20 protein-coding genes are annotated in these 25,329 nt (G+C 57.8%); 9 read left to right on the top strand and 11 right to left on the bottom strand.

What is annotated here, in order from left to right; translation table 11 throughout:
* Positions 1 to 24 precede the first annotated feature (24 nt).
* The gene (locus tag HMPREF0201_RS03650) at positions 25 to 549 is read right to left on the bottom strand and encodes an isochorismatase family protein (RefSeq protein WP_039897962.1); all 525 of its coding nucleotides are present in this window, start codon (positions 547 to 549) and stop codon (positions 25 to 27) included.
* A 52-nt stretch (positions 550 to 601) separates the two neighbouring features.
* Positions 602 to 1,528, bottom strand: coding sequence for a kdo(2)-lipid IV(A) palmitoleoyltransferase (gene lpxP, locus HMPREF0201_RS03645; RefSeq protein WP_039899118.1), 927 nt, complete (start codon positions 1,526 to 1,528; stop codon positions 602 to 604).
* 427 nt (positions 1,529 to 1,955) lie between these two features.
* Between lpxP and ampH the strand changes: the two genes are divergently transcribed.
* Entirely contained in the window at positions 1,956 to 3,086 is a 1,131-nt protein-coding gene (ampH, locus tag HMPREF0201_RS03640; RefSeq protein ID WP_016535118.1) for a D-alanyl-D-alanine-carboxypeptidase/endopeptidase AmpH, read from the top strand.
* A 23-nt stretch (positions 3,087 to 3,109) separates the two neighbouring features.
* On the opposite strand, the gene HMPREF0201_RS03635 is transcribed toward ampH, so the two are convergent.
* From HMPREF0201_RS03635 to pheP, 4 genes are all read right to left on the bottom strand, one after another.
* On the bottom strand, positions 3,110 to 4,132 hold the full coding sequence (locus HMPREF0201_RS03635; protein WP_016535117.1) for a sensor domain-containing diguanylate cyclase: 1,023 nt from the start codon (positions 4,130 to 4,132) through the stop codon (positions 3,110 to 3,112).
* 131 nt (positions 4,133 to 4,263) lie between these two features.
* Positions 4,264 to 5,166, bottom strand: a complete 903-nt coding sequence (locus HMPREF0201_RS03630; RefSeq protein WP_016535116.1) for an EamA family transporter — start codon at positions 5,164 to 5,166, stop codon at positions 4,264 to 4,266.
* Positions 5,167 to 5,269: 103 nt separating this feature from the next.
* Complete coding sequence (locus HMPREF0201_RS03625; RefSeq protein ID WP_016535115.1) at positions 5,270 to 6,805, bottom strand: methyl-accepting chemotaxis protein; 1,536 nt, start codon at positions 6,803 to 6,805, stop codon at positions 5,270 to 5,272.
* Positions 6,806 to 7,127: 322 nt separating this feature from the next.
* Positions 7,128 to 8,522: a phenylalanine transporter gene (pheP, locus tag HMPREF0201_RS03620; protein ID WP_016535114.1), complete on the bottom strand. Its 1,395-nt coding sequence runs from the start codon at positions 8,520 to 8,522 to the stop codon at positions 7,128 to 7,130.
* Positions 8,523 to 8,734: 212 nt separating this feature from the next.
* On the opposite strand from pheP, the gene HMPREF0201_RS03615 reads away from it, so the two are divergent.
* Genes HMPREF0201_RS03615 through HMPREF0201_RS03595 form a run of 5 tightly spaced genes read left to right on the top strand, consistent with a single transcriptional unit; the run spans position 8,735 to position 14,342 of the window.
* A complete protein-coding gene (locus HMPREF0201_RS03615) occupies positions 8,735 to 10,444 on the top strand; it encodes an ABC transporter substrate-binding protein (RefSeq protein ID WP_016535113.1) in 1,710 nt (569 codons plus the stop codon).
* Positions 10,445 to 10,496: 52 nt separating this feature from the next.
* On the top strand, positions 10,497 to 11,456 hold the full coding sequence (locus HMPREF0201_RS03610) for an ABC transporter permease (RefSeq protein ID WP_016535112.1): 960 nt from the start codon (positions 10,497 to 10,499) through the stop codon (positions 11,454 to 11,456).
* Complete coding sequence (opp4C, locus tag HMPREF0201_RS03605) at positions 11,456 to 12,403, top strand: oligopeptide ABC transporter permease (RefSeq protein WP_016535111.1); 948 nt, start codon at positions 11,456 to 11,458, stop codon at positions 12,401 to 12,403. The genes HMPREF0201_RS03610 and opp4C overlap by 1 nt, the downstream gene beginning before the upstream one ends.
* Positions 12,400 to 13,380, top strand: a complete 981-nt coding sequence (locus tag HMPREF0201_RS03600) for an ABC transporter ATP-binding protein (protein ID WP_016535110.1) — start codon at positions 12,400 to 12,402, stop codon at positions 13,378 to 13,380. The genes opp4C and HMPREF0201_RS03600 overlap by 4 nt, the downstream gene beginning before the upstream one ends.
* Complete coding sequence (locus tag HMPREF0201_RS03595; RefSeq protein WP_016535109.1) at positions 13,377 to 14,342, top strand: ABC transporter ATP-binding protein; 966 nt, start codon at positions 13,377 to 13,379, stop codon at positions 14,340 to 14,342. Before HMPREF0201_RS03600 ends, HMPREF0201_RS03595 begins: the two co-directional genes overlap by 4 nt.
* 15 nt (positions 14,343 to 14,357) lie before the next feature.
* Here the strand turns inward: HMPREF0201_RS03595 and HMPREF0201_RS03590 are convergent, their stop codons facing one another.
* Genes HMPREF0201_RS03590 through HMPREF0201_RS03575 form a run of 4 tightly spaced genes read right to left on the bottom strand, consistent with a single transcriptional unit; the run spans position 14,358 to position 20,968 of the window.
* Entirely contained in the window at positions 14,358 to 15,977 is a 1,620-nt protein-coding gene (locus HMPREF0201_RS03590; RefSeq protein WP_016535108.1) for a cyclic peptide export ABC transporter, read from the bottom strand.
* A gap of 33 nt (positions 15,978 to 16,010) precedes the next feature.
* Complete coding sequence (gene fhuB / locus HMPREF0201_RS03585) at positions 16,011 to 18,008, bottom strand: Fe(3+)-hydroxamate ABC transporter permease FhuB (protein ID WP_016535107.1); 1,998 nt, start codon at positions 18,006 to 18,008, stop codon at positions 16,011 to 16,013.
* Positions 18,001 to 18,861, bottom strand: coding sequence for an iron-siderophore ABC transporter substrate-binding protein (locus HMPREF0201_RS03580; RefSeq protein WP_016535106.1), 861 nt, complete (start codon positions 18,859 to 18,861; stop codon positions 18,001 to 18,003). Before HMPREF0201_RS03580 ends, fhuB begins: the two co-directional genes overlap by 8 nt.
* A 4-nt stretch (positions 18,862 to 18,865) precedes the next feature.
* Positions 18,866 to 20,968 (bottom strand): TonB-dependent siderophore receptor, encoded by a 2,103-nt coding sequence (locus tag HMPREF0201_RS03575; RefSeq protein ID WP_244878527.1) that lies wholly within the window; start codon positions 20,966 to 20,968, stop codon positions 18,866 to 18,868.
* 210 nt (positions 20,969 to 21,178) lie between these two features.
* Here HMPREF0201_RS03575 and HMPREF0201_RS03570 point away from each other — a divergent pair, with 210 nt between their 5' ends.
* From HMPREF0201_RS03570 to dcuR, 3 genes are all read left to right on the top strand, one after another.
* On the top strand, positions 21,179 to 21,943 hold the full coding sequence (locus tag HMPREF0201_RS03570; RefSeq protein WP_055696345.1) for an AraC family transcriptional regulator: 765 nt from the start codon (positions 21,179 to 21,181) through the stop codon (positions 21,941 to 21,943).
* Positions 21,944 to 22,007: 64 nt separating this feature from the next.
* Complete coding sequence (locus HMPREF0201_RS03565; RefSeq protein WP_016535103.1) at positions 22,008 to 23,630, top strand: sensor histidine kinase; 1,623 nt, start codon at positions 22,008 to 22,010, stop codon at positions 23,628 to 23,630.
* Entirely contained in the window at positions 23,627 to 24,346 is a 720-nt protein-coding gene (gene dcuR / locus HMPREF0201_RS03560; RefSeq protein ID WP_016535102.1) for a two-component system response regulator DcuR, read from the top strand. The genes HMPREF0201_RS03565 and dcuR overlap by 4 nt, the downstream gene beginning before the upstream one ends.
* Here the strand turns inward: dcuR and HMPREF0201_RS03555 are convergent.
* Positions 24,327 to 25,295 carry an FAD:protein FMN transferase gene (locus tag HMPREF0201_RS03555; protein WP_016535101.1) on the bottom strand — a complete coding sequence of 323 codons (969 nt, stop codon included), beginning with the start codon at positions 25,293 to 25,295 and terminating at the stop codon, positions 24,327 to 24,329. The two genes, dcuR and HMPREF0201_RS03555, sit on opposite strands and share 20 nt — an antisense overlap.
* Between the last annotated feature and the right edge of the window lie 34 nt (positions 25,296 to 25,329).

Here is a 25,329-nt window from a genome sequence, read left to right as displayed (position 1 = left end):
AGGAGTGAGAGCGGCTTACAGAATTTATCGCCAGCCGTCGATTATCTCCGCCGTTTCTTTCACCAGCAGAGTATTTCCCGGAATCGAAAGGTTGGCCCACACTTCATTGTGGTGGCGAATCAGCGTCTCAGCGCTAACGGAGGCGCGGTCTGCCGTGGTGTGTGCATCTCCGGCTACCGTAATTGCATAGCCCCGGCTGACGCCGTTTTTAATCGTGGTATCCACGCAGTAATCCGTCGCGCAGCCGCAGACCACCAGCTCATTAATATCCTGTTGCTCTAAAAGCCCGGCAAGCCCGGTGCGGTAGAAGGCATCGCAGGCGGTTTTGGTCACGTAATGCGCCCCTGCGGGACGATGTAATTCAGGAAGGATGTCGTAAGCTTCGCTGCCCACCTCGAGCCCGGCCTCGGTATGCTGGATAAAAATGACCTGCTCTGCGGCGTCGATAAGTTGGTTAATTTTGGCAACGGTACGCTCACGCTCGCGGCGCGGGAATTCAAATACGCCGTTTTGCATATCAATAACCATGACAACACGTGATGCAGGCATGCTAACTCTCCTTCAGATAAGAAGAAAAAAGCGTAGCACACCTGCCAGAAGATTAAATCGTGTAGAGACCGGCGTGGCCGAAAGGACGGGTCTTAAAGCGGCGATGCAGCCACAGATACTGCTCCGGGGCGCGCATAATTTCGTGCTCAATTTTGCGGTTCATATAAGCAGCCGCCGCCTGCTCATCTTCCGCCGGGTAGTCACAAAACTCAGGCTCAATCACCAGCTGGTAGCCGGTCCCGCTGGCTTTACGAATCAGCACCGTGGTCAAAATAGCCGGTTTCGCCAGGCGGGCAATGGTGAAAGTCCCGTTGGTGGTGGCGGCCTGCTGAACGGCAAAGAATGGCGCAAAAGAGCTGCCTTTCGGGCCGTAATCCTGGTCTGGAGCAAACCACACCGCTTCGCCGGACTTGAGCGCTTTCACCATGCCTTTGAGATTGCGGCGATCCAGCATGGCTTTATTCGAGCGTGAGCGCCCGCGGGTCTGCACGTACTCCATCGCTTTATTATTGTGCGGGCGGTACATCGCCATCATCGGGCGGCAAAGCCCCATCACGCGCCCTCCCAGCTCCAGCGACATAAAATGCACGCCGATAACCATCACGCCTTTGCCTTTTTCGCAGGCGGCGGTGATATGTTCGAGACCGCGCACTTCAAACCATTTACGCACTCTGGCGTCTGACCAGAACCAGGCCATGCCGGTTTCAATCAGCCCCATCCCCAGAGAGCCGAAGTTTTTGCGCACGATAATTTCGACCTGCGCTTCGCTGTAATGCGGGAAACAGAGCTTAAGATTCTGGCGCGCGATGGTGACGCGGCGCTTGAGGAAACGCATAGAGAAACGGCCGATTAAATCGCCCATCTTCATCAGTAGCGGATAGGGAAGCTGAACCCACAGCCACAGAATGCCAAGACCAAACCAGGTCAGCCAGTAGCGAGGGTGCAGTAAGCACTTGTAAAATAAAGGTTTGTTTTTCATATTTACTTCTTTATGCGGAGGGATCGTGTATCGCATAAAGAACTCAATCAGTAGCGGTACGCCTGAGGCCATAACTAAGATGCTGCGGACGGAAAATAGTTGCAGCGCAGCAGCAAATAACTCGGCGGATAATACGCACTTTTTGCCACGACAGCGTAGCAAAATTGTCATTTTCAGAGCATTCGTTACCCCTGATGAGTTATACGCCCTTGACTGGTTAATAAAAATACAAAAAGTGTGTCATTAAGCGTCACCTGATAAACTTTTGTGCAGCCTGCTGGTGATGTAACGCACGGTTACGCTTTTCATTAGCGAATCCCCTAATTGACGCTTTGCATAAGCGCGCAGACTAGTATAAATACCTGCTATACCGCTTTATTTTTTGAACTGGATTTCTGCGTTGAAAACTCGTCTCCCTCGTCTTCTTATGCTGGCTGCCGCTCTGCTGCCAACGCTTAGTTTTGCGCAGCCTTCGCCTGCTCCGGAATTTGCCGCCGATGTTGTCGATCGCTATGCCAATCATATCTATTACGGCAGCGGCGCCACCGGCATGGCAATCGTGGTGATTGACGGCAACCAGCGCGTCTTCCGCAGCTTCGGCGACACACGCCCCGGCAACAACGTGCGCCCGCAGCTTGATTCGGTTATCCGCATCGCCTCGCTGACCAAACTGATGACCAGCGAAATGCTGGTGAAAATGCTCGACCAGGGCAAAGTGCAGCTAAACGATCCGCTAAGCAAATATGCCCCGCCGGGAGCACGCGTACCAACGTTTAACGGCCAGCCTATTACGCTCGTCAACCTGGCAACCCATACCAGCTCGCTGCCGCGCGAACAGCCCGGCGGTGCCGCACACCGCACCGTGTTTACCTGGCCTACCCGCGATCAGCGCTGGAACTGGCTGTCCCAGACCACGCTTAAAGCCGCGCCCGGCACGGTTGCCGCTTACTCAAACCTGGCGTTCGACCTGTTGGCGGATGCGCTTTCGCGAGCCACGGGCAAACCTTACGCAGACCTGTTTGACGAGCAAATCGCCCGCCCGCTGGGCATGAAAGACACCACCTTTACCCCCTCACCCGATCAGTGCAAGCGCCTGATGATCGCCGAAAAGGGCGCCAGCCCTTGCGATAATACGCTGGCGGCAGTCGGCAGCGGCGGCGTTTACTCTACGCCGGGCGACATGATGCGCTGGATGCAGCAGTTTCTCTCTTCCGACTTCCATCGCCGCAATAATCAGGCGGACAGAATGCAGACCCTGATTTATCAGCGCAGCCAGCTGCATAAAGTGATTGGTATGGACGTGCCGGGCAAAGCCGACGCGCTGGGCATGGGCTGGGTGTGGATGTCGCCTAAAGACGGCAGGCCGGGCATTATTCAGAAAACCGGCGGCGGCGGCGGATTCATTACCTATATGGCGATGGTGCCGCAAAACAACGTTGGCGTCTTTGTGGTGGTTACGCGCTCGCCGCTGACCCGTTTTGTCAATATGAGCGACGGCGTGAATGATTTAGTGACCGAGCTGAGCGGCAATACGCCTCAGGTTACTCCCGCCTCGTAAACACCCACGCGCGGCGTTGAGGTTTAGCTCACCGCCGCGCCGTTTTTACGGCGCTTCTTGTCGATATACATCAGAGTATCCGCTTCACGCAATGCGCCGTCCGGCGTGATTATCGCCGGGTTAATGGCGATAGCGCCAATACTCGGCCCCGCGTAGTCGATAACGCAAGATTTAAGCTGGTATTCCCCGCTAAGCAATTCGGCCAGCCTCAGGCGGAAAGCAGCAGCAGCACGCTGGGCTTCAGCGTATTCCGCAGGCCCCGCTCCCGCCACGATAAACTCATCGCCACCAACGCGCCCCAGCACTTCATCAGCGCGCACGCCCTCTTTCAGCCGGTTGCCGATGGCGCGGAGAAAATCATCCCCGGTTTCATGGCCGTGCATATCGTTGATCTGCTTGAAGCCGTCGAGGTCGGCAAAAGCCACCAGCACGTAACAAGAATCATCTTTAGCGCGGGAGAACAGGCGGGGAAGTTGGTCAAAAACCGCGCGGCGGTTAGGCAACCCGGTAAGCTCGTCGGTATAGCTGGCGGTGGTCAGGGCGGCATTGGCTAACTGAAGTTTTTTCATCAGTTGCTCATTCTGGATCTGCTGAGCAATAAGCTGGGAAAACAGCTGCAATACCTGCTCGCTGTGATCGGTAAGAATGCGCTTTTCGGAACTTGCCGCACACAGCGTCCCATAGAGAGAGCCATCGGCCAGGGTCACCGGCGTGCTGACATAAGTCACGATGCCTAACGCTTTCGCCGCCTCGGAATCCCCCCAGACGCTGGCTACGTCGCAGGTATAGCGCCGCCCTTCATCCAGCGCGCGTTTGCAAAGCGTGTCTTCCCACGGCACGGCCAGCCCTTCAGGGATGTTCATCGTTTTAGTATTGCGGGAAAAGACGATGTGCTGCTGGCTGCCTTCGGGGTCGATGCGGGTGAGATAGGTGGACTCCATATTGGTCACCAGCTCGAGCATTTCCAGCAGCTGTCTGACCAGGCCTTCCAGTGTGTAGTCGGCTTCTAAAGCGGTTGAAATACGCTCAATTAGATTATCAATCATCACACTGAAATACCTTATATCGGGGGGTGCTTTGCGCAGGAAGCGCACTTTTTACCATACCAGGACGGCAACTTCTGCCCCCCAAAATATGATATTTCTGGACAGAATTAAACCTTGCAAAAGGTGAACAATTAGCTGGAATGCAGCTTTCCGCGTGAATCCAACGAGATAAGAATTACCGAAGAAATAATCAGCAACGATCCCATCCAGTCCGGCAGGGTAAAGCTGATGCCGAGCAGCAGTACAGACAGCAGCGCGCTGCTCAGAGGCTCGGCGCAGCTAAGAATGCTGGCCTTTGGCCCGCCGATCATTTGCGCCCCGGTAAGATAAAGGCTGAAGGTTATCGCCGTACCGACCACCACCAGGTAGAAGAAGGCCAGCAGCGTGCCGCCGGTAGCGGTAAAGCTGCCAATCTGGCTGGCATAAAACGGCAGCAGCATCGCGCCGCCGAGCAGCATGCTCCAGCCCACAACGGGCAACGTGCCGTAACGTGCGATGAGCTTCGAGGGATAAGTAGTATAAAACGCGGCGGCAAATGCCGAGGCAATGCCCCAGAACAAAGCGCTGCCGGAAATGGTCAACGACGCCGGGTTACCGTGCGTTACCAGCATAAAAGTGCCGAGCAGCGAGGTGCCGATAGCGGCAAACACCAGCTTCCCGGAACGTTTTTTACGCACCAGCGCAAACCAGGCCACGATAATCGTCGGCGAAAGGAATTGCAGCACCGTTGCGGTCGCAGCGTTGGACTGCTCGATGGTCAGCAGGAAGGTCAACTGCACAGTCAGCGCACCGCAAAGGGTGAAGATAAGCAGGGAGATGAAGTCTTCGCGCTGCTTAAATACCGCAAAAATTTTGTCGCCGTGCATAAACGACAGCATTAGCAGGATCAGCCCGGAAAACAGCAGCCGCAGCATGGTCAGCGACTCAGAGGAGATATGGCTCTGTTCCATAATGTACTGGGCGCACACGCCAGAACTGCCCCATAGCACCGCCGCAAACAATACAAACAGCATCCCTTTCCGACTAACGCTCATTACCCTGCCCTTTTGCCCGCTTCATTTCAGGGCAGCATGATAGCGTAAATGGCAAAGGATTGGATGCCGGACATCACCACCTGTGAGGCCCGGCATAGCAGGATTAACTACCGTAAACGTTGATAGCACTGGTTAAACGCCGAGTGCGTTGGTTAAGATTTTCCACCACCGCCCCCGCCTGAACCACCATGTCAGCATTGTTCTGGGTCATGGTGCTGATGCGTTCCACCGAGCGATTAATCAGCCCGAGCGCGCTGGTTTGCTCCCGGGTTGCGTCGCCGATTTCCCTTATCAGGCCCGCCATTCGGACGATTTCTTCCGCCATCTCGCTGATGTGCCTTTCGGCATTTTTCACCACGCCCACGCCTGAACTGACGCTAATAGCGTTGCGGTCGATAAGCGTTTTGATCTCTTTTGCCGCAGAGGCTGAATGCTGCGCCAGGTTGCGCACTTCGGCGGCAACCACCGCAAAACCGCGCCCGGATACGCCCGCCCGCGCCGCCTCTACCGCCGCGTTAAGCGCCAGAATATTGGTTTGAAAGGCGATTCTGTCGATAACGCTGATTATCTCGACAATATGCTCGCTGGCCTCGGCCATCGACTCCATCATCGTCAGCGTGTGCTTCATCATCTGCTCGCCCTCCAGCGCGCTCTTGCTGGCCTGGTCAGCCATCTGCGACGTTTGCGCCGCCGAGTCCGCCGTTTGTTCCACCGCGCCGGAGATTTCTTCGATGGCCGCCGCCGTTTGCTGGAGATGGGCATAGGTTTCGTCGGTTCGCTCGCTCATCGCCCGGCTGCTGGTTGCCAGATTCTGGCTTATCTCCCCGATGCCGCCGACCTGAGCGCCAACATCATCGACCAGCGAACGCAGGTTCAGCCCCGACTGATTCACCAGGCGCATCATCAGGCCTATCTCATCCACCCGGTTGAACTGGATAAGCCCGGTTTTTTGCCCCGAAACCACCTTCTGCATCTGCCGGACGATAGTTTTTACCGGCCTGATGACCTGCTGCTGTAAAAAGGCGGCCAATGCGGCAAACAAAACCGCAGCCAACAGCGCCTGCGCAACATGACTCAAATGCATCAGCGGCATCGCAGCGGCAAGCAGCCCCGCCAGCACCAGCGCCCCACCAACTCTTTTAGACAGAGAAAGATGCTGAAACAGCGACAGCACGCTCTTCCAGCCGCGACGGAGGACCAGCCCTTTGTAAAACCGCAGGTGCCCGGCGCGTTTTTCCCTTACCGCCCGATAAAGCGCTTCGCTGGCTTCCACCTCTTCCCGGCCAGGCACCGTGCGAACCGAAATATAGCCGGTGAGTTTATCGTCGTGGTAAACCGGGGTCACGTTGGCGCGAACCCAGTAATGGTCACCATTATGACGGCGATTTTTTACCATTCCCGTCCAGCTGTCTCCCTGCTGGAGCGTAGCCCACATATCTCCAAAGGCTTCCGGCGGCATGTCCGGGTGGCGAATAATATTGTGCGCTTCGCCGATTAACTGCTGTTCGCCAAATCCGCAGGCCTTAATAAATGCGGAATTGGCATAAGTAATATGGCTGTGAATATCGGTCGTCGACATCAAAGCCTCTCCTTCCCTGAGAAGATGCTCCTGCTGCGTAACAGGGTTGTTGAGTCTCATATAAATCCCGAGCTGTAAAATAAAGAAAGAGTGCCAGCCAGCGTGGCAAAAGGTATGCGATGTTGTTATTAGATGGCGCAAGGCCTGCAGTGTGCGGCGGTATATTCTGCTCAATCACCGAAATAGGAAAGGACTATTTTATAAACCCATAAATAGCGACAAACTTGTCATTTATTAATCGGTTATTTGTAAATACGCTGTAGTTTATTTTGTTATGACAAAAAGAATATATTTCCTAAAGCCAAATTAAATATGCTTTTAAATTTCATTTTAATCACGCCACCGGTATTCAGAAAAATACCGGTGGCGTAATAAGCGGCAGTTAAGCTACCTTGCGGCGCAGCAGCTTAAAGGCAGCAAACAGGAACACAATCCACACCGGCAGCAGCAGCGCAGAAACGCGCATCTCGTCGATGGTGCACATCAGGCCCAGGATCATCATCATAAAGGCGATGCATAGATAGTTACCGAACGGATACAGCAGCGCCTTAAAGCGCGTCTCGCGCCCTTTACGGCGCATCGCGCAGCGGAACTTCAGGTGCGCCAGCGAGATCATTATCCAGTTCAGCAGCAGCGTCGCTACCACCAGCGCCATCAGCACGCTGAAGGCATCGTGCGGCAGCAAATAGTTAAGCAGCACCACCAGAGAGGTTATTCCGCCGGACAGCAGCAGCGAATTCACCGGCACCCCGCCACGGCTAACCTTCGCCAGGAACTGCGGCGCATTGCGCTGGATAGACAGGCCAAACAGCATGCGGCTGTTGGAATAAACCCCGCTGTTATAAACCGACAGCGAAGCCACCAGAATGACGAAGTTAAGCGCCGAGGCCACAACATTGCTGTTCAGCTCATGGAAGATCATCACAAACGGGCTGCTGTTGGACTTAATTTCCAGCCACGGGTAGAGCGACAGCAGCACCACCAGCGAACCGATATAGAACAGCAGAATGCGATAAACCACCTGGTTAACCGCCTTCGGAATCGTGGTTTGCGGCGAGCTGGCTTCTGCGGCGGTAATGCCGATAAGCTCCAGACCGCCGAAGGAGAACATAATCACCGCCAGCGACAAAATCAGCCCGTGCCAGCCGGTAGCCAGGAACCCACCGTGCTGCCAAAGGTTCTCGATGCTGGCTCGTTCGCCGCCGTGGCCGGAAACCAGTAGCCAGATGCCAAAGCCAATCATGCCGACAATCGCCAGCACCTTAATTAAGGCAAACCAGAACTCCATCTCGCCGTACAGGCGAACGTTCACCAGGTTCGCGGCGTTAATCACCACAAAGAACAGCGCAACCCATGTCCAGGTCGGCACGTCCGGGAACCAGTACTGCATGTAGATGCCGCCGGCGGTCAGCTCCGCCATACCCACCAGCACAAACATCACCCAGTAGTTCCAGCCGGACAGGAACCCGGCGAACGGGCCCCAGTATTTATAGGCAAAATGGGAAAATGAACCGGATACCGGCTCTTCAACCACCATCTCACCCAGCTGGCGCATAATCAGGAAAGCAATAATCCCCGCGACGCCGTAGCCCAGAAGAACGGCGGGGCCTGCCATTTGAATCGCCGGGCCAATGCCAAGAAACAGCCCGGTGCCGATGGCGCCGCCCAGCGCAATCAGCTGAATATGGCGGTTCTGTAAACCCCGCTTTAATTGCTGGCCATCCTCCGGCCCTGCGTCCTGGCTCTGTGCCTCAGACGCGATTGACGTGTTTTTCACGTCCTACTCCTGTGTCTTTTATCAAAGGGGCACCTTTTAACACTTGAAGCTGGCAGTGGCAAGAAAGGGCATCGCAACTTGCGCCGCGGCGTAAAGCAGGAGACAAGGAACCAAAAGCTATAAGCCATAGCTTTTCGTTGTTAGACAGGCAGGATCCCGGCTTTTATCTTTCGTCATGATTTGTAAATTATCCAGCGAAAAATATTGAGGGAATGCCTTTGGCCAGGTTACTAAACGTATTAAAAACAAAACCCACGCGCTTTACCCTTGCTTTACAGGCTGCATTGATAAGCAGCGTGGTGGCTTTCTCCGGCGCGGCCTTTGCCGATGAAACCTTAAAAGAAGGTATCACGCCCGCGACCGACGCAAGCCAGGTTCCAAACGCCGAAAAACTGCGTAAAGACACCGTGGTGGCCGGGATTTCCGAGCCGCAGGGCATCTTTAACCCCTACTTCTTTGTTAACGGCTGGGACGAAAACGTCACCAACGTTATTTTCTCGCGCCTGATCGACTGGGACAGCCACGGCAACCTGGTTCCGGGGCTGGCAAAAAGCTGGACGGTCAGCCCGGACGGCAAAGTTTATACCATCAAACTGCGCCCGGACCTGACCTTTAGCGACGGTTCCCCGCTGACCGCAGAAGACGTCGCCTTCACCCTGACCGTGCTGTACGACCCGAAATATGATGGCGATACCGACATTACGCTGGCCAATATTGCGGGTGGCACGGAATACAAAGCCGGTAAAGCCGACAGCGTAAGCGGCCTGAAGGTCATCGATCCGTTAACGCTCGAGGTCACCACAACTCAGCCTGGCGCAACCACGCTCGGCAAGATTGGCGGCCCGGTGCTGTCGAAAGCGTATTACGGCAAAGGCTACCAGCGCGGCAATCTCGATTACCTGCGCACCCTGCACGGCCAACCGCTGGGCAACGGCCCTTACGTGTACGAAAAATACATTCCAGGCCAGGAAATTCGTTTCCACGCCAATACTCATTTCTACCGCGGCACGCCGCCAACCCCGCGCTTTATTTATCGCGTGACCAACCCGTCTACCAACTTCCAGCTGTTCCAGACCGGTGAAACGGATTACGACGCCTTTACTTCACGCCCGGACGATATCGAACAGCTGAAACTGCTCGGCTTCGCCAATATCAACCTTTACGGCTCCAGCGACTACAGCAAGGTTGAATTCAACGTGCGCCGCCCGGCCCTTCAGGACGTAAAAGTGCGCCAGGCGCTGATCTACGGCCTGGATCGCCAGAAGCTTATCGACGTGGTGTACCAGGGCTACGGCACGGTTGCCAACGAGCCTATCTCGCCTATCTCCTGGGCCTATAACCCGGAAGGCGTGAATCCGTATAAATACGATCCGGCTCAGGCCAAAAAACTGCTGGATGAAGCAGGCTGGAAGCCAGGCCCGGACGGCATCCGCGTGAAGGACGGCAAGCGTCTTGAGCTGTCGCTGTTGGTCAGCAAAAAAGTGCTGAACGATGCGCTGATCCCTATCGCCAAAGAAAACTGGCAGCAGATTGGCGTGCTGCTCAAGCCGCAGGTGGTGGACTTCAACGCCCTGATGGCGCAGCGCAAAGCGGGCAACTACGACCTGGCTTCGTTCAGCACCAGCACGCTTAACGATCCGCACGACGGCGTGTGGGATTACTACAGCACCGAAGCCAAAGTCTCGGGCTACAACAACCCGCAGGTGGACAAGCTCATCAACGAAGGCAACGCCACCCTCGACGAAGAGAAGCGCAAAGTTATCTATCACCAGCTGTATAAAGTGCTGGCAGAAGATCCGCCGGCGATCCTGCTCGGCAACCGCAAAATTCTCTCCGCCAGCAGCGCCCGCGTGACCGGCTTTAAGCCTGATATTTACAACGGCCTGACCGGCAGCCTGCCGGATGTGAAAATCGTTAAGTAACGTAGTAACCCTTGCCGCCGCCTGTTATCCGGGCGGCGGCAGCGAGAACGTAATGAAAAATTTTATCCTGCGCCGCCTGCTGCAAACCCTGCCGATGCTGTTGCTCGCCTCGTTTCTTATCTTCATGCTATTTGCCAAAACGCCCGGCGACTTTATTGACGGCAATATTACCCTTACCGCCGCGCGCGCCGCCGAGCTGAAGGCGATTTATGGCCTCGACCAGCCGCTGTTTAGCCGCTATCTCCACTGGCTCGGTCAGCTGCTGAAAGGCGACCTGGGCTTTTCGCTGCAATACCAAATTCCGGTGAGCCAGCTGCTGAACCAGTACATCTGGAACTCTTTCCTGCTGGCCTTCATCGCGCTGGTATTTTACTGGGGCATCGGCCTCACCGTCGGGATTATCTCGGCAATGAAGCCCAACTCACTGTTTGACCACCTGGTCAGCGTGGTGGTGTTTGCCGCTATGTCCTTCCCGACCTTTTTCCTCTGCCTGCTGCTGATCAAGTGGTTTGCGGTGGATCTTCACTGGCTGCCGGTTGGCGGCATGACCAATACCGGCAGCGACGACAGCGGCTGGGCCTACGTCTTACAGGTCGCCGCCCACCTGGTGCTTCCGGTGCTGGCGCTGGTGATGCTACAGGCCGGAAGCCTGACGCGCTATTTCCGCGCCAGCATGCTGGACGTAGTGAAAATGGACTTTATTCGCACCGCGCGCGCCAAAGGACTGCGCGAGCGCACCGTTATCCTCAAGCACGCTATGCGTAATGCGCTGCTGCCGATAATCACCCTGCTAGGCTTTGAGCTACCGGGGCTTTTTTCCGGGGCAATCATTACCGAGAAGGTCTTTAACTGGCCGGGCGCAGGCCACATTCATATCGACTCGCTGGCCGCACGCGACTACCCGGTGCTGATGGGCTTCACCCTGTTTCTGGCGGTGCTGACCATTCTCGGCAACCTGATTGCCGACATACTTTATGCGTGGGCCGACCCGCGCATCCGCGTGAGGGCGTAATGTTAAGTTCACTGTTTTCAACCAACCGCCGCCTGCGCAAAGCGGAACTCCCGGCGCTGGCCCAGGTTACGCCGTCGCCGTGGCGCCAGGCCTGGCGGACGTTAAAGCGCAACCGTCTGGCGATGTTTTGCCTCGGCCTGTTGATTGTGATGGCGGTGTGGTGCGCCCTCGGGCCAATCTGGTCGCCGTGGAAGGACGATGCTACCGATGCCCTGATGATCAACAAAGCGCCGGGCGCCGTGCACTGGCTCGGCACCGACTTCCTCGGCCGGGATGTCTACACCCGCCTGCTGCTGGCCGGGCGTATTTCGCTGATCATCGGCCTGCTGACCATGCTGCTGTCCGTCACCCTCGGCTATCTGCTGGGCGCGGTCTCCGGCTACGCTGGCGGCTGGACCGATAAGATAATCATGCGCCTTGCCGACCTGGTCATGACCATCCCCAGCCTGCCGCTGCTGATTGTGGCCGGGGCGATGCTTTCCGAACTCGACTTCTCCCCTGACTCGCGCATTTATATGGTGGTTATCATGCTCAGCCTGCTGGAATGGCCGAAGCTGGCTCGCCTGGTGCGCGGGCAAATCCTCTCGCTGCGCGAGCGCGATTTTATGCTGGCAACCCGAGTGCTGGGGCTTTCCGCTCGCCGCCGCCTCTTTGGTCACCTGCTGCCTAACACCATTCCGATTCTGGTGGTGATGGCGACCATGGCGGTGGCTAACGCCATTTTGATGGAGTCGGCGCTAAGTTATCTGGGCCTCGGGGTCGTCCCGCCGACGCCTTCCTGGGGCAACATGATGGACACGGCCAACAGCCTGATCGATTTCCAGCGTCGCCCATGGCTATGGATGCCGCCGGGTATCGCTATTTTTATTACCGTGATTGCGATTAACGTGCTGGGCGACGGCCTGCGCGACGCGCTGGATCCGAAAATGAAGCGAGGTGCGAAATGAGCGAAGCGCTGATCCAGTTTAACCAGCTATCTCTTTCATTTGCCTCCGAACAAGGCCGCGTACGTGCGGTACAGGATGTCTCATTTACCGTTCATGCCGGGCAAACCGTCGGCGTGGTGGGCGAGTCCGGCTGCGGCAAAAGTGTCACCGCTATGTCGCTGATGGGGCTGCTCCCGCCCCAGGCGGCGCGCATCGACGGGGGAGAGATCCTGTTTCAGGGGAAAAATCTGCTGGGGCTTAAAGCTTCGCAAATGGCCGACCTGCGCGGCAACGAACTGGCGATGATTTTCCAGGAGCCAATGACCGCCCTGAACCCGGTATTAACCATAGGTGAACAGCTTTGCGAACCGCTGATCCGCCACCGGGGCGAAACGCCGAAAGCGGCATGGCAGCAGGCCACGCAGATGATTACCGACGTAGGGCTGGCGCGAGCCGAAAGCCTGATGACCAGCTACCCGCACCAGCTTTCCGGCGGCATGCTGCAACGCATAATGATCGCTATGGCGCTCAGCTGTAGGCCAAAGCTGCTGATCGCCGATGAGCCAACGACGGCGCTGGACGTAACGGTGCAGGCGCAGATCCTGCGGCTACTGCGCGATCGGGCGCGCCAGCACCATATGGCGCTGATGCTGATCACCCACGATCTCGGCGTCATCGCGCAGATGGCGGAGCACGTTGTGGTGATGTACGCCGGACGTATCGTCGAACAAGGGCCAACCGCCGAAGTGCTGCGCAACCCGATGCACCCTTATACCAAAGGGCTGATCGCCTCCCGCCCGATCCCCGGCGAGCGTCGCCGCAGGCTTTATTCGATCCCCGGCCAGGTTCCCGATCTGGCAGAGCTTCCGCCTTATTGCGCGTTTACCGATCGCTGCGAGCGTGCCACCGAGCGCTGCCGTCAGGGCGTTCCGGCGCTTATCGGCCAGCACAGACAGGCCGCCTGTTTTTACAGTGAATTAGCGGAGTCCGCATCTTGAACAGTCAGTATCTTATTGAAGTAGAAGGACTCAAGAAGCACTTTGAGCTACGCGATGGCCTGTTCGGCCAGCAAACCGGCGAACTGCGTGCGGTGGACGGCGTAAGCTTTAACATCCGGCCCGGCACCATCTTTGGTCTGGTTGGCGAGTCCGGCAGCGGGAAAACCACCGTCGGGCGCACCCTGCTCGGCCTGTACGATAAAACCGACGGCAGCGTGAAATATCGCGGCAAAGAGCTGAGTGAACTGAGCGCCAAAGAAGCCCGCGCCCTTCGTCCCAAAATCCAGCTGGTTTTCCAGGACCCGTATAGCTCGCTGAACCCGCGCATCCGCGTAGGCGACGCTATTGGCGAAGCTATGCTGGAGCACAAGCTTTGCACCCGCGCCGAACTGCGGGACAAGGTTCTGGAAGTGATGAAAATTTGCGGGCTGCCGCCGCAGCACTACAACCGCTTTCCGCATGAGTTTTCCGGCGGCCAGCGCCAGCGTATCGGCATCGCCCGCGCCCTGATCCTTAACCCCGACTTTATCATTGCGGATGAGCCTATCTCGGCGCTGGACGTGTCAATTCAGGCGCAAATAATCAACCTGTTCTCAGACCTGCGTGACGAACGCGGCGTCACCTTCCTGTTTATTTCTCATGATCTTGGCGTAGTAGAACACCTCTGCGATGACGTGGCGGTGATGTACCTCGGCCAACTGGTAGAAACCGCCAGTCGCGACGTGCTGTTCAGCCAGCCGCTGCATCCGTACACCCAGGCATTGCTGGCCGCCGTGCCAACCCTCGACCCGGACAGCGAGCCGGTTGAAGCGATAAGTGGCGAAATCCCCGACCCGTCACGCCCGCCTCCGGGCTGCCGCTTCTCCTCCCGCTGCCCGCGAGTGACCGAGCATTGCCGCCGGGAAGCTCCTGCCCTGCGTGAAGTCGGTGACGCCCACCGCGTGGCCTGCCATTTGGTTTAAGTCAGTCGAAGTATCTTATACGGACAGCGGCCTTAGCATGCTGTCCGCCACTACTTTCCCAGTCTCCAGCTTAATTAATCGGTCGGCCAGCGGGAAATAGCGATCGTCGTGGGTGATGGCTAATACGGTTTTTCCTTCCGCCTTCAGCATGGGCAGCAGCACTTTATAGAACACTTCTTTAAAACCGGGGTCCTGGTCCGCCGCCCACTCGTCGAACAGGTAAAAAGGCCGGTTTTCCAGCCACGCCTGCAATAACGCCAGCCGTTTACGCTGCCCCTGCGACAGCGCGGTGGTGGAGAAACGGCCGTCGCGGAAGGTCACTTTATGCTCGAGCCTGAGCAAGTGCAGCAGCTTTTCAACCTGCTCCGCCGTGCGTTCGTGAACATTGTCCACGTCGTCAAAGAGAAAGAAGTCGTTAAACACTACGGCAAAATGCTGGCGATAGATCTCCCGCATTTCCGGCGTCACCGGCTGGCCGTTAAGTCTTAATTCGCCGCTGTCCGGCGGATAAAGCCCCACCAGCAGGTTAGCCAGCGTAGTCTTCCCGCTGCCGTTGCCGCCGACCAAAAACACCAGTTCACCGCGAGTAAAAAGAAGGCTAAGCGGGCCAAGAGTAAAGCGCTCGCCCTCTTCGCCCTGATATTCGTAGCGAATATCGGCCAGCTCAAGGCTGCCGAAATCCGGCGTGTTGATCAGCGGCAGCAGCTTTTCCTGCGGCAGGTCGGCTTTTAGCCGGGCGATGCGCTGGAGCGCGATTCGGGCGCTGGTCAACGTCGGCAGCGCCGAAAGCACGCCTTCAACCGGCATAATCATATACAGGAATATCATGGCGTAGCCGGTCATTACCGCCGAACTCAACGCCAGATATTCCCGCAGCAGATACAGCACCACGCCGATAAAGGCGAAGAACAGCACGCTGCCCCAGCTTTTTGCCAGGCCATAAAATACATAGCCGCGCGTGCGTTCGATGCGCACCGCTTCGATATTTTCGCTCAGCGGTCCTTCAACAAAATGACGCCTGCGCGGCGGGTTAAGGCGAAACTCGCGCCCGCCGTCGAACAGCTTTTTACACTGGGCGATAAGCGTGTCTTCCCGCTGGCGCGAACTGCGTAGCAGCCCCAAAGCCTTGCCGTGAGCAGCACGATAGCCCGCCGCGCCCAGCCCGAGCACCAGCAGCGCAAGGAGTAAAACCTGCCACGACAGCGTGCCGAGGTAGATCAGGCAGCCGACGATCGCCGCCCCGTAGATCAACAGCCCCGGCAGGCTGACGAAAAACACCACCAGAGTATCGAGATCCTGGGTGAGGATCGAAATCGCCTTCGACATGCCGGTTTTTTCGAGCTGCGACCACGCCGTTTCGCTGACGTGATCGACTACGTCTTTGCGCAGGGTCGCCTTCACTTTTTGCCCCAGCCACGTAAAGAGCGTTTCCGCCAGCACCCGGGTTGCCAGCATCAGCGCCGCCAGCAGCACAAATTTCAGCGCTTCGCTTGCCAGCCCGTCCGGCGGCAACGTCAGACTGTGGTTGATGACCGCCAGCAGCGAAGCGTTGCTTAACCCGCTGACTACGCTTGCCAGCGCGGCCAGCACCAGCCATCCGCCCACGAGACGGAGCAGCATGATTAACAGAGACATTGTTCATTCCTTTTCGACATTACTCTTCCGGCGCTATTGTTGGTGTGTATGCGCCCGGCTACGAATAAGCGTCCATACCAGCAGCGGTACGCCAACCAGAGACGCCACCAGCCCAACGGGCAGTTGACGCGGATAAAGAAAGTTGCGGCCCATCCAGTCCGCCAGCACCATAATCAGCGCCGAAATAAGCGCCGCGGTGAACAGCTGGGCCATTGGACGTTTTGCTCCGGCTTTACGCGCCAGATGCGGCCCGAGCAGCCCCACGAAGGAAACCGGCCCCACCACCAGCGTGGCAAGACCGGTCATCAGCGCCGCCAGAATCAGCACGTTGACCCGCGCCCTGCCGACGTTAACGCCGAGCGAGCCGCTTATCGGGCCAAGGGGCAACAGCAGCAGCCAGCGTTTATAAAGCGGAGAAATAGCGAGCAGCAGCAGCATGGCGAAGAACACGCCGATGGCGATGCCGTTATTGACGTAGTAAGTGCTGCCGGTCATCAGTTGGAGCAGCATCGCGCTGGCCTGCTGGTTGTTGAGCATCACGATGCTTGCCACCGCCTGGAACAGCGCGTTCAACGCCAGGCCGTTAAGCAGCACGCGCTGCGGATTGAACGCTCCCCGTCGGCTGCTCCACAGCGTAATCAGCAGGCTTAGCAGCGCCCCGGCTGCGCTGCTTAAAATCATCAGCCCGGTGCCGCCGCCGGGGAAGAGCAGCAGGAACGCAGTGACGCCCATTGCCGCCCCACCGCCGATGCCGAGGATCTCCGGGCTGGCAAGCGGGTTGCCGCTCACGCGCTGCATCAATACTCCGGCAGCGGCCAGCAGCGCCCCGGCGCTCAATGCCGCCAGCAGGCGCGGCAGACGCATAGGTAATATCGCGTGCTGCTCCATAAGTGTCGTCCAGTGCCAGCCATGCAGCTCCTGACCAAGAAACAGCGACAGCACCACGGCAACCGCCAGTAGCCCAAACGCCATCCCGGCCGGGAAACGCACGCCGCCCGGCTCACCTTCATAAGCCGAAGGTACGGTTTCCGGCATCTGATGCCGCGCTTTTGAAGCCAGCAGAATAAGCAGCGGACCGCCGGTTAACGCCGTCAGCATGCCCACCGGCAGAAGCTGCCCGTCCAGCAGCGTGATGCGGCTAACGCTGAGGTCGGTAAACCACAGCAGACCGCCCCCAATCAGCAGCGACTGGCACAGCATCTGCCGCGTGGTTCGCGCCCCGCCAAGGCGCGCCAGATGAGGGGCAGCCAGCCCGACAAAACCGATGACGCCAACGCTGTTGATGATCAAGGCGCTCATCACTAAAGCCAGCGCCATCGCCGCCGAGCGGATCAGCAGCGGCGACGCACCCAGGCTGCTGACCATCGCTTCCGGCAGCCTGAGCAGCGCCAGCGGCCTCAACAGCAGCAGCAGGGCAAGCGCACAAAGCGCCAGCCAGGGCGCAATCGCCGCCACGCCGCTCCAGTCCGGCTGCGCCAGCGAGCCGCCGCCCCACATCAGCACCGACAGCAGGAAACGATCGTTGATAACCGCCATGATCATGGTGAGCGACCCGCACCACAGGTTGATCAGCATCCCGGCCTGAATAGTCACCAGCGGCGACAGGCGCTGCCGCCAGGCGAGCAGCAGAACCAGTAGCAGAGCGGCAACTTCCCCGGCGATTATCACCCCGGTACGCGCCGTGAGCAGGCTGGCAGGGAACCACATAGAGGCCACGCCAAGCGCGAGGGTTGCGCCAGAAGTCATTCCCAGCGTGATAGGCTCCGCCAGCGGGTTACGCAGCGCCCGCTGCATCAGCCAGCCGCACAGCGCCAGCGCCGCTCCGCCGAGCCACGCCATCACCTGACGCGGGAACCACATTGAATGCAGGATAACCGCATGGGCATCCACCATTTTTGAGCTGAACAACAGGCCCAGGCCATGCTGAAGCCCGCCGAACTGCGCCACGTTTTGCAGCGCCAGAGCAAGACTTGCCGCCCATAGCCCGGCGATCAGCAGCCAGGAGGTTATCACTCGTCCGGACTCAGCCATGCTGCCACCCCGTAACAATCTGGCTCAGCGCTTCGGCAAGGCGAGTCGCCGTAACCAGCGCGCCGCCCGAACTGAATTTTTGCTCCGGGAGAGCAACCTGCGGCTGGGCGGTCAGCGGCAGACGCTGCCAGAGCAATGAATGCTGCCAGCTGCGGATAAACGGCCGCTGCCCGTCATCGGCCAGTAAAATCAGCCCGGCGTTTTCGGTACCGATGCGCGTCAGCTCGACCAGCGCCTCTCCCTGAGCATTGGTGCCGCCCCGCCAGGCATTGGCGATACCGCAGCTCGCCAGTACGTCTCCCGGCAGGCTTCCCTTGCCGTAAAGTTTTATATGTAGCGCGTCCACCGGCGTAGCCAGAAACAGCGGCCGCGTGTAGCCCGCCGCCGCTTCCCTCGCCTGCCGGGTAGCCTGTTCAAAAAGAGCCAGTACGGCCTGGGCCTGGGTTTCCCGGTGCAGAACCGTAGCCAGCCGGGCCAGCGAGTTTTTCCAGGCCGCCAGCGTGCCGGTGGGCAGCGTTAACGTAGGGGCGATTTGTTCAAGCTGAGGCTTCAACAACCCGTGGCCTGGCGTTATCACAATCAGGTCGGGTTTCAGGGCATACAGCGTTTCGAGATTCGGCTGGTACAGCAGGCCGATGTCCACCACGCTGGAGGGCAGCTCCGGCGTGCCGATAAGTTTGCGATACCAGTCCGGGGCGGAGACAGCCTGCGGAGTGACGCCGAGAGCCAGGATAAGCTCCGTCAGCCCCCAGTCCAGCATCGCAATCCGCCGCGGCACGCCGGGAACGGCACCAGCCGCCCCGATAAAGGGGGCGGCCAGCGCGAGGGTCAGTAAACGTCTGCGGGAGAGCATTCGTTTACCACTGGTAGCTCAGGGTCGCCACATACTGGCGTTTCACCGCGTATTCGCAGCCGTTGTTCTGGCAGGCGGCAAGGTAGGTTTTGTTAGTCAGGTTGGCGGCGTTAAGCGCGATTTGCCACTGCCTGTACTGCCATGCAGCTCGTGCGTCATAAACAGTTGCCCCCGGGACCTGGAGCGAGTTATCGCTGGTCGCATAGCTCGGGCCAACGTAGCGCACGCCGCCGCCCAGCGAGAAACCATCCAGCGGGCCGCTGAAGGCATACTGGCTCCAGAGCTTCGCGGTATTGCGGGAAATACCCATTGGATGTTTGCCTTCGGTGCCGTCGTTGGCCTTGAGCACTTCAGGATCGGTCAGGGCATAAGAGCCGAGGATCTGCCACGCTGGCGTCACGTTGATCTTGCCTTCCAGCTCGATACCGCGGGAGCGGATCTCGCCGGTCTGCACGCTGTAGTTAACATGATTAGGATCGGCCGTTGCCACATTGGTCTGGCGAAGATCGAACAACGCCAGCGTAAACAGCGCGTCCATGCCAACCGGATCGTATTTCAGGCCCACTTCGGTCTGCTTGCCTTTGGTCGGCTTAAAGCCGTTGCCGTAAAAGTCAGTTCCGGCGCTCGGTACGAATGACGTCGAGTAGCTGATGTAAGGCGCAATGCCGTTATCAAAGTGGTACAGCAGCCCCGCCCGGCCCGTTGTCGCATAATCGCTGCGGCTCTGGTGGCTATCGGCCAGTAAATCAGTCGCTTTGGTTTTAGCATGATCGTAGCGCCCGGCAAGGCTCATCACCCAGTTATCCAGCGCCATCTGATCCTGCAAATAGAGACCCGTTTGATCCATCGTCGAGTGGCTGCTGCTGGTGAACGCCGGGACTTCAACCGGGGTGCTGTAATCCGGGTTGAGGTAGTTAAGCGGTGAAGCGTCGCCGTAACCCGCCCGGCTGCGCACCGAAGAATGCATCACGTCCACGCCCACCAGCGCGATGTGCGAAACCGGGCCGGTATCAAAGCGGAACTCGCCCTGGTTATCCGCCGCGAAGTTGCTCGTGGTCTCGGTGAGATTCATGGAATAGCGATCCACCAGCGGCCGGGTCGCATAAGTCCCAAACGGGTAAACCATGCGGTAGTCCGCGCTGCTGCTGATGTAGCGCACGTTCTGGCGCAGGGTCACGTTATCGTTCAGCTCGGTGCGGAACTGGTAGCCGATGCTGCCCTGCTGGCGGCTGTAGGTATCAAAACCAGGCTGGCCGCCGTAGAAGTTGCTGCCGATCTTGCCGTTCGGGTTGTTCACCAGCGTGCCGTTCATCGGCATCATGTTGTAGAAGCCAGAGTCCGGATCTTTACGCAGTTGGGCCAGCAGCGTCAGCGTGGTGCGGTCGTTTGGCTGCCAGGTGAGAGACGGCGCAATGTCGTAGTGCTGGTAACGGGTATGGTCAACCTGGGTTTTGGTGTCAAAGAAGGTGCCCGCCACGCGCCCCAGCCACGCTTTGCTGTCGGTCAGCGGGCCGGTCACGTCAAAGCCGGTGCCAAACTGGTTGTTATTCCCGGCGCTGACGTAAACCTGGCCGCCGGGCTGTGCCTGCGGAGTTTTGCTTACCAGATTCACTACGCCGCCGGGGTTGGCCTGGCCATACAGCACCGAGGCAGGCCCTTTCACCACTTCAATGCGGGAAAGCAAGAACGGGTCCCAGGCCGGGCGGCTCCACCAGGCTTCGCGCGGCAGGCGCAGGCCATCGAGGTATTCGTCGGCCTCAAAGCCACGCACCGTGATGGTATCAAAGCGGGTATCCGGCCCGGCGCTTTCTGAAGAGACTCCGGCGACATAGCGCAGGGTTTCCGGCACGTTCTTCGCGGCCATCGCGGCAATTTGCGCCTGGGTGACAACCGAAATGCTCTGCGGCGTGCGGCTAATCAGCGAGCTGGATTTGGTGCCCGCTTCTGCCTCATGCGCCACAATGCTGGTTTCATCTTCCTGCCCGGAGGAGGAAGGCGCGGCCGCCGTCACCACCATCGTGCTTTCAGGAGCAGCCGGTTTATCTGCCGCCTGCGCGAAACCTCCGCATGCCGCGAAGACTGCACAACTTAACGCCTTCAAAGGCATGTTCCCGTTTAACCATCCGCCCTGTTTCATATCGACCGTATCATGTTATAAGAAGAGGATCGAAATGATAATTATTCACCTTTAAAAGAGAAGAGCACGGGTGGCAGAATAGCGCAAGCCGGTGAGGATATATCGCAAAGCAGACAGAGATTGTCTTAACGCGCTACTGCGCCATGAAATGGCGAGAATCGGACGAATGGCAGGCAACAGATGATAAAGCAATTCACACAGCAGAGTCCGCAGGAAGCGTTTCTGGAAGTACGAGAGCTGCATTATAGCGCAGGGAGCAGGGAACCGTTTCATGCGCATGAACAAGGCCAGCTGATTTACCCGGTGAGCGGTGTCGCGAAGATCCGCAGCGAGCAAAACGTCTGGGTTGTGGCCCCCGGCCACGCGCTTTGGCTTCCTGGCCGCCTGCCTCACGGGCTGGAAGCGATTGGAAAAGTGCTGACCCACAACCTGTATATGACGCCCGCCGCCTCCGCCGCCTTTGGCCTCCATTGCCGCAGCCTGGCGGTTACGCCTCTGTTCCAGTCGTTGACCGCTGCCGGTTTAGAAAAACCCGCCGACGCCCAGCGCGCCCGCCTGCTGCACGACCTGCTGCATAACGAACTGCTGCGGCTTCAGGATATCGCCCTGTGCCACATCACCCTGCCCCACGACAGGCGCATTCGCCAGCTGTGTGACGCCCTGTGCAGCGACCTCTCTCAACGCGAAACCCTCGCCTGGTGGGGCAGGCAGGTCGGCGCCAGCGAACGCACTCTCGCCCGACTGTTCCGGGAAGAAACCCAGCTCAGCTTTACCGAGTGGCGCCAGCAGATGCATCTGGTAGAAGCAGTTTGCCATCTGGCTCGCGGCACCACTATCAGCAACCTCTCCAGCACGCTCGGCTATGCCAGCAGCAGCGCGTTTATCGCTATGTTCAGGAAAAAGCTGGGGGTTTCCCCCCAGAGGTATATTGGCCGCTATCTCTGACATGGCTTTTACAATCCGGTTCCATCGGCGATAATCAGCGTTTGCGCCTTCTACCGGAATAACCATGAGCGACACTCAACCTGCCCAGGCGACGGCCAAACGTCCGATGAAACTCAGCACTTCGGTCACGCTGATGCTGTGTGCCGTTATCGGCTCGGTGCTTTTGGTGGTCTACGCGCTGTATTTCATTCAGGTCAGCAATGCCACGCGCAGCGGCCTGAAAGATACCGCGCTGGCGGTGGCCAGAACCCTGGCCGACGATCCAACGATTAAGCTCGGGCTGACTCTGCCCCACGACAGAGACATTATTCCGCCGGTGGCCTCCCGCGTGCAGGATCGAAACGATCTGCTGTTCGTGGTCGTCACCGATATGAACGGCATTCGCTATTCTCACCCCAAGCCGGGCAATATCGGCTCGCATTTTATCGGCGACGATATTTTCCCGGCGCTGGAAGGCAAAGAAAACGTCTCGATAAACCACGGCGTGCTGGCGGAGGCGCTGCGCGTCTTTACCCCGGTTTATAACGAGCAGCACAAGCAGATTGGCGTGGTCGCCATCGGTATTTCGCTAAGCAAAGTGGACCAGCAGATAGCCAAAAGCCGCTGGAGCGTACTGTGGACGGTGCTGTTCAGTGCCCTGGTCGGTTCGCTCGGCACCTGGGTGCTGGTGCGCGTATTGAAGCGCATTCTGTTTGGCTTTGAACCTTATGAAATCTCCGCCCTGTTCGAGCAGCGCCAGGCGATGCTGCAATCGGTCAAAGAGGGAATTATTGCCGTCGATCGTGAAGGCCGCGTCACTTTAATCAACCACGCGGCGCGCAAAATGCTGCTGTCGCCGGACGATTTCCGCCTCGGTAAAACCGTGCCGCCTGGGCCGCTGGTCTCCACGCTGTGCGAAGTGTTACGCAGCGGTATGCCTATTCAGGACAGAGAAATTATCAGCTACGGGCGTCTGGTCTTGTGTAATGCGGTGCCGATTCGTATAAATAACCAGGTGATAGGCGCGATAAGCACCTTCCGCGATAAAACAGAAATCAATTTGTTGACTCAGCGTGTAGACGGCATGGTGAATTATGTCGACGCTCTACGCGAGCGTTCTCATGAGTTTATGAATAAGCTGCACGTTATTCTTGGCCTGCTACAGCTTAAGCATTACGACAAGCTTGAAGAGTACATTCTGCAAACCGCCAGTAATTACCAGACGGAAATCGGCACGCTGCAAAGCAAAATTAAGTCGCCGGTTATCGCCGGGTTCCTGATTGGCAAAATTAATCGCGCGCGCGAAGCGGGGCATCATCTGGCGCTGGCCGATGAATGCCAGCTGCCGGACAACCCGAACGAGCTTCAGGTGATGGCGCTGATTACCGCATTAGGCAACCTGATTGAGAACGCACTGGATGCGATGGCCGGGCAGCCGGACGGGGAAGTGGGCGTATTGCTACACTACCAGAACGGCGTGCTGAGCGTTGAAGTCAGCGACGACGGCCCCGGCATTGAGCCGGAGAAAATTCAGGCTATTTTTGACAAAGGCTTCTCCACCAAAGGCGAGCAGCGCGGCGTTGGGCTGTTCCTGGCCAAACAGCAGCTTGAACGGCTTGGCGGCAGCATTCAGGTGGAGTCTGAGCCGGGCGTCTTTACCCAGTTCTTTGTGCAGTTACCCTGGGATAGTGAAAGGAACAATTCGTGATCAATGTATTAATAGTCGATGATGATGCCATGGTTGCGGAATTAAACCGCGCCTACGTCAGCCAAATCCCGGGCTTTAGCTGCTGCGGCTCCGCTTCCACGCTGAAACAGGCGCGGGAGATGGTAAATAACCCGGAGTTAAAAATAGATTTGATCCTGCTGGACGTTTACATGCAGCAGGATAACGGTCTCGATCTGCTGCCGACCCTGCGCGAAGCGGGGAAAAGCATCGACGTTATCGTTATTTCATCGGCGGCGGACGCGGCGACAATTCAAAAGTCGATGCATTACGGCGTGGTGGACTATCTGATTAAGCCGTTCCAGTTCCCGCGTTTCGAAGAGGCGCTGACCAACTGGCGCGAAAAGAAAAACCTGATGGGCACCCACAAGTATTACGAACAGGCGGATGTCGACCGCCTGCTGCACGGCGGTTCGCCGGTGGTGGCGGACTCAAAGCGCCTGCCGAAAGGGTTAACGCCGCAGACGCTGCGTACCATTTGCCAGTGGATAGATACGCATCCAACGGAAGAGTTTTCCACCGATGAGCTGGCGGCGGCGGTCAATATTTCCCGCGTATCCTGCCGTAAATACCTGATTTGGCTGGCACAGATTAATATTCTGTTCACCAGCATTCATTACGGCATGACCGGCCGCCCGGTTTACCGCTATCGCCTTCAGGCGGAACAGCTCGGCCTGCTCAAGCAATACTGTCAGTAAGCAGCCGGTAGTCGCTTTCCAGCGGCGTAAAGCGGAATAAATTGGCCGAAGAGAGAATAATCTCGCGCCGTTTAGTTACAAAAATCGCCTCGATATCGGGGCGGTTCTTCAACATGTTAATGCCCTTCTCCACGCCCATGCCGAAAATCAGCGTCGTCCAGATATCGCCGTCGATAGAGTCCGCCGAAACAATGGTGACGCTCTCGAGTTCGTTCTCCAGCGGGTAGCCGGTGCGCGGGTCAAGAATATGGTGATAACGATTGCCGTCCAGCTCGAAGTAGCGCTCATACACGCCGGAAGTCACTACCGACTTATTGGCAACTTCAATCACGCCCAGCATCTCATCCGCCCCGCTAAACGGTTTTTTCAGGCCAATTGACCAGCCGCCCTGCGGTGAGCCAAGAGTCTGAACATTACCGCCGAGGTTAATCAGCCCCTGCTCCACGCCCTGCTTGTTTAGAAAATCGCGCACGCGGTCGGCAATGTAGCCTTTGGCTATCGCCCCGAGGTCAATTTCCATTCCCGGTTGGGTAAGAAAAACGCTGGCTGCGGCTTCGTCCAGCAGCACCTGATGAGGGTCAGTAAGCGGCAGCAGAGCGGCTATCTCCTGCTGCGGCGGCACGCTGTCGCCCTTAAAGCCAATCTTCCAGCGCTTAACCAGCGGGCCGATGGCGAGGTTAAAAGCGCTGCCGGGGAACAGGCTGGCGGCCTTTGCGCATTTGATAAGCTCGAACACCGGGCGGCTGACGACAACAGGATGCTGACCGGCGGCGTGATTAATGCTCATCACCTGCGATTGGGCGCGGTTAACGGTGAGTAGATCTTCGTATTGTTTGATCAGGCGGAACACCTGGGAGGCGAGCGTTTCGTTGTGCTCGAACAGCTTGAGGAGGATGGGCGAACCCATTAATACCGCGGAATATCCGTAAACGCCTTCGGTTTGTGACATAGCGGCTCCTTGTTGCTTGAAAGGATTGCGCCCC

The sequence above is a fragment of the Cedecea davisae DSM 4568 genome, assembly GCF_000412335.2.
In the GTDB taxonomy this organism is placed as follows: domain Bacteria; phylum Pseudomonadota; class Gammaproteobacteria; order Enterobacterales; family Enterobacteriaceae; genus Cedecea; species Cedecea davisae.
The sequence above is the reverse complement of the archived record's forward strand: the minus strand, read 5'-3'. Positions and strand labels throughout refer to the sequence as shown.

What these genes read in the sequence shown, in the direction of transcription:
- HMPREF0201_RS03610 (WP_016535112.1), top strand. Translation starts at nt 10,497, where the DNA reads ATGAAAAATTTTATCCTGCGCCGCCTGCTGCAAACCCTGCCGATGCTG.
- HMPREF0201_RS03555 (WP_016535101.1), bottom strand. Translation starts at nt 25,295, where the DNA reads ATGTCACAAACCGAAGGCGTTTACGGATATTCCGCGGTATTAATGGGT.
- HMPREF0201_RS03590 (WP_016535108.1), bottom strand. Translation starts at nt 15,977, where the DNA reads ATGTCTCTGTTAATCATGCTGCTCCGTCTCGTGGGCGGATGGCTGGTG.
- HMPREF0201_RS03565 (WP_016535103.1), top strand. Translation starts at nt 22,008, where the DNA reads ATGAGCGACACTCAACCTGCCCAGGCGACGGCCAAACGTCCGATGAAA.
- opp4C (WP_016535111.1), top strand. Translation starts at nt 11,456, where the DNA reads ATGTTAAGTTCACTGTTTTCAACCAACCGCCGCCTGCGCAAAGCGGAA.
- ampH (WP_016535118.1), top strand. Translation starts at nt 1,956, where the DNA reads ATGCTGGCTGCCGCTCTGCTGCCAACGCTTAGTTTTGCGCAGCCTTCG.
- HMPREF0201_RS03635 (WP_016535117.1), bottom strand. Translation starts at nt 4,132, where the DNA reads ATGATTGATAATCTAATTGAGCGTATTTCAACCGCTTTAGAAGCCGAC.
- HMPREF0201_RS03600 (WP_016535110.1), top strand. Translation starts at nt 12,400, where the DNA reads ATGAGCGAAGCGCTGATCCAGTTTAACCAGCTATCTCTTTCATTTGCC.
- HMPREF0201_RS03575 (WP_244878527.1), bottom strand. Translation starts at nt 20,968, where the DNA reads ATGCCTTTGAAGGCGTTAAGTTGTGCAGTCTTCGCGGCATGCGGAGGT.
- HMPREF0201_RS03615 (WP_016535113.1), top strand. Translation starts at nt 8,735, where the DNA reads ATGCCTTTGGCCAGGTTACTAAACGTATTAAAAACAAAACCCACGCGC.
- HMPREF0201_RS03580 (WP_016535106.1), bottom strand. Translation starts at nt 18,861, where the DNA reads ATGCTCTCCCGCAGACGTTTACTGACCCTCGCGCTGGCCGCCCCCTTT.
- HMPREF0201_RS03650 (WP_039897962.1), bottom strand. Translation starts at nt 549, where the DNA reads ATGCCTGCATCACGTGTTGTCATGGTTATTGATATGCAAAACGGCGTA.
- lpxP (WP_039899118.1), bottom strand. Translation starts at nt 1,528, where the DNA reads ATGAAAAACAAACCTTTATTTTACAAGTGCTTACTGCACCCTCGCTAC.
- HMPREF0201_RS03570 (WP_055696345.1), top strand. Translation starts at nt 21,179, where the DNA reads ATGATAAAGCAATTCACACAGCAGAGTCCGCAGGAAGCGTTTCTGGAA.
- fhuB (WP_016535107.1), bottom strand. Translation starts at nt 18,008, where the DNA reads ATGGCTGAGTCCGGACGAGTGATAACCTCCTGGCTGCTGATCGCCGGG.
- HMPREF0201_RS03630 (WP_016535116.1), bottom strand. Translation starts at nt 5,166, where the DNA reads ATGAGCGTTAGTCGGAAAGGGATGCTGTTTGTATTGTTTGCGGCGGTG.
- HMPREF0201_RS03625 (WP_016535115.1), bottom strand. Translation starts at nt 6,805, where the DNA reads ATGAGACTCAACAACCCTGTTACGCAGCAGGAGCATCTTCTCAGGGAA.